Raw genomic sequence first — 7,380 nt, 5'->3', positions numbered from 1 at the left:
GGACGAACCGCCCCCATCTCTCCCGTCATCAACCGGAGTTCATGCCCATCCAGCCCGAACCAAACGATCACGTTCGGAAAGCGGATGACGTCTGACACCCAGCTCCAGGCCGCGCAGCTCCTGGGCGCTGAGGGCCGCTCGGACGAGGTCCGCGGGGCCCGGCTCGCCGCGCTGCAGACAGCCCTGGTGAAGGCGTCGGCGGAGGAGAGTTTCCGGCGCACGCTGGTCTTCCACCACGTGGTGAAGGAGGCCGAGGCGTTCGCGGCCGGCCTCCCCGATGTCGCTGCGCAACTGCACGCCACCGACCCGGAGCTGTACTCCGAGATGATCTGGGCGGACTGGCTGTGCGGCGAGCACAAGCCCAACCACCGGCGGCGGGTTCTCGGGGAGTTCGCCGACGGGATCGCCACGGACGGTACGGTCGTGGAGAAGGGCTTCCTGGGCTCGGTGAAGGTGCTGGGCGAGGGCGTCGACACCCGCAACTGCGACTCCGTCTACTGGGCCGACGTGCGCGGCTCCATGCCCGACCTCGTCCAAGCCGTCGGCCGCGCACTACGCCTGCAGCCGGGTGAGGGCAAGGTGGCCAGCCTCGTGGTGCCGGTCCTGCTCGGGCCGGGCGAGACGGCAGACAACATGCTCACGTCCCGCGCGTTCGGCGGGCTGGCGAAACTGCTGGAAGCGCTCAGGGCGCACGACGCCCGGATGGTGGAGCAGTTGGCCGAGCAACAGGCGCAGAGCCGCGTCAGAGGCGTTCAGAGCCGCAGCGGGGGCCCGGAGGGCGAAGGCGAGGGGGAAGGGTCCGGGCCGTCGACTCCTGCCCGGCAGCTGCTGAAGTTCTCCACACCGCGCGACCCCACACAGCTGGCCGCGTTCATCAACCTGCGGGTCCTCAACCCCGAGCACGAACACTGGCGACGCGGCATCGAGGCCGCCGTCATCTACAACCGGCTCCACGGCAACCTGAAGGTGCCGTTCACGTACCGCGTCCCCGGCCGCAACGACCAGGCGGTGGAGACCGAGGGCTGGCCAGCCTCGCTCGCCAACTTCCCCCTCGGGCAGTGGATCGCCGACGCACGCCGCGCCTACGCCCGCGGAGACATGGACACCGACCGCATCGAACAGCTCGAGAAGCTCGGCATGGTCTGGTCGCACTACGACGTCGCATGGGAAGAAGGACTCGCCGCCGCCCGCGGATGGGCAGAGGAGAACGGGCACCTGCTCGCGCCGCTGGACGCCACCCACCAGGGCTACAAGGTGGGCATCTGGCTGAAGAACGCCCGCGCCGCCGCCCGCAAGGCGCAGGAGATCGAGCAGCGGCGCGCCGAAGGCTTGCCGGTGGAATCGTCGGCCGGCGCGCTGTCGCAGGAGCGGCGCGAACAGCTAGACGACATCGACCCCTCCTGGTGCCCCACCTGGCCCGTGGAATGGCAGCGCGCCTTCCACCTCACCCGCCTCCACCTCGAGGCCGGCGGCGAGCTCCCGACCGAGCCCGGCGACGTCGTGCACCAGGGCGAAGACCTCGGCCGGTGGGTGCGCCAGGTCCGGCTCGGCTGGGACAACCTCACAGGCGTCCAGCAATGGATGTGCGAGCACATCCTCGGAATCGAACCCGCAGCCGAGGACGAGAAACCCAAGCCGCGCCGTTCGCAGGCCGACAAGTGGGCCATGAACTACGCCGCCGCACGGCAGTTCTTCGAGCGCGAGGGGCACCTGCGAGTGCCGAGGAAACACGTCGAGACGATCGTCGGCGAGGACCAGGAGGAGCGACAGCTCCGGCTCGGGGCATGGATCGGGAACCAGCGCAGCAGGGCCGCGATGCTGACGCCGGAACGGGTCGAGCAGCTCTCCGCCATCGGCATGCGATGGATGACATAGACGGCGCGTGTCAGTGGACGGGCGTGCCTCGGGTCGCACTGGCCCCTGAAGTCCGTCAGGCCTACGACGGTCCGTTCGATATGGCTGTAGGCAGGGTGCGGATCCGTAGCAGGCCGTCTTTGCCGCCCGTTGCGAAAAGTCTGCTGTCCGGTGAGAAGGCTGATGCTGTCACGTGGCCGCTGTGGCCGATCTGCGGACTGGGAAGTTCAGTCCAGGTGGCCGTCTCCCAGATGCTGAAGCAGAAGTCCGGCTCCTCCGGGGCATCGGAGACTCGGTCGCCACTGAGGGCTACGAGGATGCGTCCGTCCGGGGAGAACGCCATCGCAGTGGCCATGTCACCCGGGCACTCGAGTGGCTCGTGGATCATCTGGCGTGTGCGAACGTCCCAAAGCTGGATGTCTTCGCTGCCAGTGGCCAGGACGTCGTTGCTTGGTGCGAGAGCCAGAGCGGTGACGTCCGATGCATGGCCACGTAGGGGGCCGTCGATCCTCGTCTGTTCTTGCGCCTTCCAGAGATGGGCAATGCCTTCGGCATGACCAGTGATCAGCAGGCCGTCGGCGGTAAGGGCTGGGGCGCTGGTGAGGTTGTTGGCGAAGTGCTTCTCCGCCTTTCGTGGTTGACGGGGGTCGGTGATGTCCCAACGGCGGATCGTGCGCCCCTGGACATACAGGGACTGGCCATCGGGGGCGAAGAGGAGGCTGTCGACGAAGCCGGTGCTGTGGAGGGGCTCTGCGATGAGGTTCCGGCTTTCCACGTCCCACAGCCGGGCGGTTGCGTCCTCGCTCCCCGTTGCCAGGAGCCGGCCATCGGGAGAGAAGGCCACACTCGTCACACGGTCGGTGTGTCCAAAGAGCGCTGGTCCCGCCCGGCGCTGTGCGACGGTGTCCCACAGCTGCACGGTCTTGGCGCCGTGTCCGGTCGCCAGGAGATGCCCATCCGGGGAGAACGCCACTGCCCACACCCCACCAAGGTCCTCGGCCGTCGGCGGCAGCTGCACATGCTGGCCTCGTCGGAGCGCGGCCAGGACTACCTGCTCGGACAGAGCGGCATGATGCTCCGTCGGCAGGAGGGCCGGGGCACTGCTGTTCTGTGTGTGGCGCAGCAGAGACAGCCGCTGCCAGCGATCCCTCCACTGGGGTAGGTCCGGATGCTGTAGTGAGGCGACCTTGTCGGTGTCGTAGGCCAGCAGGACGCGGACCAGGGTGAGGTAGTAGTCACGGCTGGGCAGGCTTTGGCCCCGCAGGGCCGCACTGATCCCAGAAGCGGACAGGTGCTGGCCACGCGGAGCCCGGGCGGCGATCTGTGCGAGCGTCGGGTCACCGTGCAGCGCCCTGAGCGTGCGCAGTTCTGCAGCAGCGAGCCTCAGCTCCCGTCCGAAGTCTCCCTTGGCTGTGCGCACATCGCCCCCCTGTCCGTGTACGGCGGTGGCAGTCTCAGCCCTCTACCCAGGTTAGAGAGCAGCCTGTGCAGATCACCGGAAAATGCTGATGTCTGCTGGATTCAGCTGGAGGATCGTGCAGATCCACGCCGGTGCGGCTCTGTACGTGTCTTTTCGCGCTGTGCAGGAGTACGGCCGGGGCTGGGCTCGACTAGGGGGGTGATGACAAACCGCCAGACGACCGAGGGAACACCCGCGCCGATCACGGCTACGCTGAACACGCCACCCTGGGCTCGGGCCGCTGCCCCACAGGGACGCTCTCAAGCAGGAAGCCACCGCAGGACCGCCGACCGCGCGGCACACCCCTCAGCGGACGACACCACGCCGGTGTCCGTGTTCCCTGCTCTCCCCGCACAGAGGATTCCCACCATGCCCCGGGACATCGATCCCACGCTGCCCGTGCAGCCCTCCCTCGGACATCAGGCCGCGGTACCCGCGAGCCCGGGCTGGTCGCGCCGCCTCGCCCGTGGCCTGCGCCTCATCGCCACCCACACGCGTGCCATCGCTTGGAAGTTGGTGAAACTGTCCGGCGAGGAGTTCGTCAAGGGCTTCGCCAATAAGGCCGGCGGCATCACCGCGCTCGTCCTGGGCGCGGTCACCGTTGCCTGGGTGCTGGGCCTGGACCCGGCCGATGCCGTACGCCGCGTACTCGGCATGTGACTGCCGTGGCAGTGTCCGCACCGATCCGCTGGCCACGGTCCGGTGATTCCGCGCGGCCGGCGGGCGGCGTTGCCCGGCGCGGGAGCTGCTACCGCTCGCGTCGACGTGGCGCAGGTACCCCTGTTCGGCAAGTGACCCGCATCGGCCGACGCAGCGGTCAAGGGAAGGGCGTGCTCAGCAGCGGGCGGGTTATTCCTGCCCAGCCCGCTGCTGAGCGCTGCCGTACCGTCGTCCTATCGGGCTGGCACGCTGGCACGGATGCGGTCGATGAGCGCTTCCATGCCGATCAGCCCGGCGTCCAGGCCGAGTTGCTGCATCCAGTTGTCGACCTGCTCGCGGCGTTCGGATTCCACCCGCAGGTCCAGGGCAGGGTTCGCGATGAAGATCCCGCCGTGCGATCGGCCCGAGTCTTCCGGTACCGGGGCCAGCCCTTCGGGATGGAGGAGGCTGCTTACGGCGTCGCCCGTGACGAGGTGCAGCTGCCGGGGCTGGGCAATGAGGACCTCCTCGACGTCGGCGAGGTCGGCCAGGGCGGCAACGACGGCGGGGTCGACGACCATGCCGAGGATGCCTTCCAGGAGGCCACACACGTCTGGCACAGGGTAGAGGTAGTCGAACTTGTGAGCCTCAAGGGCTGCGGCGAACCTGCGCAGGCGAGAGATGACGTCGATCTGCACCTGCGCGACGCCGTGATTGGCGGCATAGGCATCGGGCAGTACGACGGTCACCACGGCCTCTACCGGGAATCCCGCCGGTTCCTTGTTGCCGGCGTGCCAGGCGAGTCGGGCCCTGCGGGACCGGTTGTGCCCGGCTCGCCGGAAGGGATGGAAGCTGTCGACCGCGCCGTGGCCGATGCCCAGCAGGGCACGTGGAAGCGGGGAGTCGTTCAGTGCCTTCGTGAGCGTGGCGAGAGTGGGTTCTGACAGGGGGCGCCACGCCGCTGCCTCGCCGATCGGCACGTTGATGCCGGTGCGGAAGATGAAGTCAGCTGTCGGGGACCCATCGCTGTCTTGCGGAATCTGCGGGGCCGTGACGTGCTGCCCCATGGGTACGGCGTCAGCCAGGCGGTCTTCGCGTGCGAGGGCCAGGAGGCGGTCGCGGTCGGCCGACGCGTTGCGGCCGCTCAGCCGGATCGGCGCCTTCATGTCCATCAGGAGCGGGCGAGGGGCAGCGTTGGGATCGACCTTGATGACGATCACGCTCCGACCGGAGCCGTCGTCCAACGGCACCGTGATGAACTTGGGCTCCCATGGCGGGTCAAACTTCTCGTAGCAGCCGCTGACGATCTGGTCGAGCGCGCTCTGCGCGTCGACGCCTACGACCCGGTCCTCGCCGTCGGCGGCTCGGTCGTTGACACCGACGAGGATCATGCCGCCGTAGGTATTGGCCATGGCAGCGATCGACTTCAACAGGCTGGAGGAGTACTCGCGCTTGAACTCCAGCGTCTGGCTCTCGACCTGATCCGGGCGCGCGGCCAGCGCCCGTATGCGCTCAATCGTCAAATCCGCCATCGAAGCGGCGAACAGTGGGGTAACCATGCCCACATCATCCCTATCTTCCCTTCTCTCCGCTGCGAGCTAGGCGATGCGGACGTGACCCATGTGCAGATGACCGCAGTGGCTGTCACCCGGGTCCGGTTCGGAAGCGCGAGAGCCAGCCGCCGGCCTTCTGTTCGGGCACCACCTGGTCCTGCCGCTCCCGCTCCTGGCGCTCGCGGTCGCGGACCGGCCGTGACGTCACCGCGCTCTGAATGGACCTGGCCGTGACCGCCATGCGGCTGCCGTCCGGCGTGATCCTGGACGGTGTTATGTAACCTGTACGGGTGTCTCAGACCCAGGGTGTCTCAGACCCAGGGTGTCTCAGACGGCCCACCCGCGTAGACGAGACGCTTCGCCGTCGATGATTCGGGTGGCCGAAGAAGGAAGAAGGGCCGCGCGTCCGTCGGCGCGGCCCAGATAACCTGCGCGGATGGAGCGGATTCAGCGGGCCGCTGGTGCGGTCGTCGGCTCAGCGGTGGGTGACGCCCTGGGCGGTCCCTTCGAGTTCGGCCCCGGGGGAGCGTTCTCTGCGCGGTTTCCCGTGCCTGGTGCCGGTGGCGAGATGTGCGGAGGCGGTGGCTGGGATCCCGGCGAGGCCACTGACGACACACAGATGGCCGTCCTGGTCGCTGAGTCGCTGCTGGAGCGGGGCGGACTGGATCTGCCGGACATCTTCGCCCGCTTCCAGCGGTGGGCAGCATCAGACCCCAAGGACATCGGCCTGCAGACCGAGGACGTCCTGACCAACGGCATGTCCTGGGACCTCGCCGCGGCGATCCATTTCCAGGTCAACCAGCGAGCAGCGGGAAACGGCTCCTTGATGCGGGCGTCGACCTCTGCGGTCTACTTCGCGGCCGCCGGCCAAGAAGCCACCATGGACGCGGCCCGCCGCATCGCTGCTCTCACCCACGGTGACCGCGCAGCTTGGGAAGGTACCGCGATTTTCCACGAACTCATCCGCGTCACGTTCGAGGACACCGACCCCCTCACCGCGCTCCCGGACATCCTCGCTCTTGTCCACCCCGACCACCGCAGCCGCTACGCCACCGTCCTCGCGCCCAACTGGCACCCCGATCAGGCAACCGAGTTCAACGGTGCCGTCTGGCCCTGCCTGGGCTCCGCCGTCTGGGCCCTGCGCACCACCAACAGCTTCGAAGACGCGATACGCGCGGCAATCGACCTCGGCGGCGACACGGACACCGTCGCCGCGGTGACTGGAGGCCTCGCGGGGGCGCACTACGGACTGGATGCAATCCCCGCCCACTGGACCCAGCCGCTCCATGTCCCCCTCCCAGGATTCGACGGACGGGTGCTGCACCTGGCCGATCTGCTCCACCTTGCACACCGCCTCGCAGAGCGCCGTTGATGAGACAGGTGTGGTAGCCCGCATAAACGGCGAGCTGGTCGTATGGGACGCCGCGGGACGGCTGGCCTTCGAGCAGTTGTAGAACCGGCTGCAGCGGCGCGGCGCCAGGGCGGCCCGGGCGGCTGCCGAGTGGCCGGCCCACTTCGTCGCCTTCGATCTGCTGCGGCTGTCCGGGACAGACACGACCGGATGGCCGCATCGGCGGCGCAGGGCCGCGCTCGGCAGCCCGACGCGTTCGCTGAGCAGGGCTTGGAATGCGAGTGAGGGAGCAGGCCGCCGCGTGGCCATTACCTGATGGGATGCTCATCGGTTGAAGGTGCATGTGGCAGCAAGGCTCCTCGGCGCACCCGGCGGTCGCTGATCCCGGTCTCTACAGCGCCCGTTTCCTGGATCCATATGGGGAAGAACAGCGGATGCCGTGGGGCGAGGCCGCTCGTGTCATACCTCTGGAGGACTGCGGTCCGGTACACCCGTTTCCCCTGCGATCTGGCCGTCGTTTCGCG

Annotated in this window: 5 protein-coding genes; 3 read left to right on the top strand and 2 right to left on the bottom strand. The window is 68.4% G+C overall.

What is annotated here, in order from left to right:
- Positions 1-84: 84 nt before the first annotated feature.
- Positions 85-1,875 (top strand): Helicase associated domain protein, encoded by a 1,791-nt coding sequence (locus ACWC2T_RS35355; protein WP_450674429.1) that lies wholly within the window; start codon positions 85-87, stop codon positions 1,873-1,875.
- Positions 1,876-1,936: 61 nt separating this feature from the next.
- Here the strand turns inward: ACWC2T_RS35355 and ACWC2T_RS35350 are convergent, their stop codons facing one another.
- On the bottom strand, positions 1,937-3,274 hold the full coding sequence (locus ACWC2T_RS35350; RefSeq protein ID WP_450674428.1) for a WD40 repeat domain-containing protein: 1,338 nt from the start codon (positions 3,272-3,274) through the stop codon (positions 1,937-1,939).
- 408 nt (positions 3,275-3,682) lie between these two features.
- On the opposite strand from ACWC2T_RS35350, the gene ACWC2T_RS35345 reads away from it, so the two are divergent.
- Positions 3,683-3,973: a hypothetical protein gene (locus ACWC2T_RS35345; RefSeq protein WP_450674427.1), complete on the top strand. Its 291-nt coding sequence runs from the start codon at positions 3,683-3,685 to the stop codon at positions 3,971-3,973.
- A gap of 233 nt (positions 3,974-4,206) precedes the next feature.
- Here the strand turns inward: ACWC2T_RS35345 and ACWC2T_RS35340 are convergent, their stop codons facing one another.
- A complete protein-coding gene (locus tag ACWC2T_RS35340; protein WP_450674426.1) occupies positions 4,207-5,511 on the bottom strand; it encodes an AlbA family DNA-binding domain-containing protein in 1,305 nt (434 codons plus the stop codon).
- 430 nt (positions 5,512-5,941) lie between these two features.
- On the opposite strand from ACWC2T_RS35340, the gene ACWC2T_RS35335 reads away from it, so the two are divergent.
- Complete coding sequence (locus tag ACWC2T_RS35335) at positions 5,942-6,877, top strand: ADP-ribosylglycohydrolase family protein (RefSeq protein ID WP_450674425.1); 936 nt, start codon at positions 5,942-5,944, stop codon at positions 6,875-6,877.
- The last annotated feature ends 503 nt before the right edge of the window (positions 6,878-7,380 follow it).

The sequence above is a fragment of the Streptomyces sp. NPDC001393 genome (genome assembly GCF_053597455.1).
Note: the sequence above shows the minus strand (reverse complement) of the source record. Positions and strands in the feature narration are given on the sequence as shown.

Bases quoted from the DNA above. Each gene is read 5' to 3' on its own strand.
- ACWC2T_RS35345 (WP_450674427.1), top strand. From the start codon at position 3,683: ATGCCCCGGGACATCGATCCCACGCTGCCCGTGCAGCCCTCCCTCGGA.
- ACWC2T_RS35340 (WP_450674426.1), bottom strand. From the start codon at position 5,511: ATGGTTACCCCACTGTTCGCCGCTTCGATGGCGGATTTGACGATTGAG.
- ACWC2T_RS35335 (WP_450674425.1), top strand. From the start codon at position 5,942: ATGGAGCGGATTCAGCGGGCCGCTGGTGCGGTCGTCGGCTCAGCGGTG.
- ACWC2T_RS35355 (WP_450674429.1), top strand. From the start codon at position 85: ATGACGTCTGACACCCAGCTCCAGGCCGCGCAGCTCCTGGGCGCTGAG.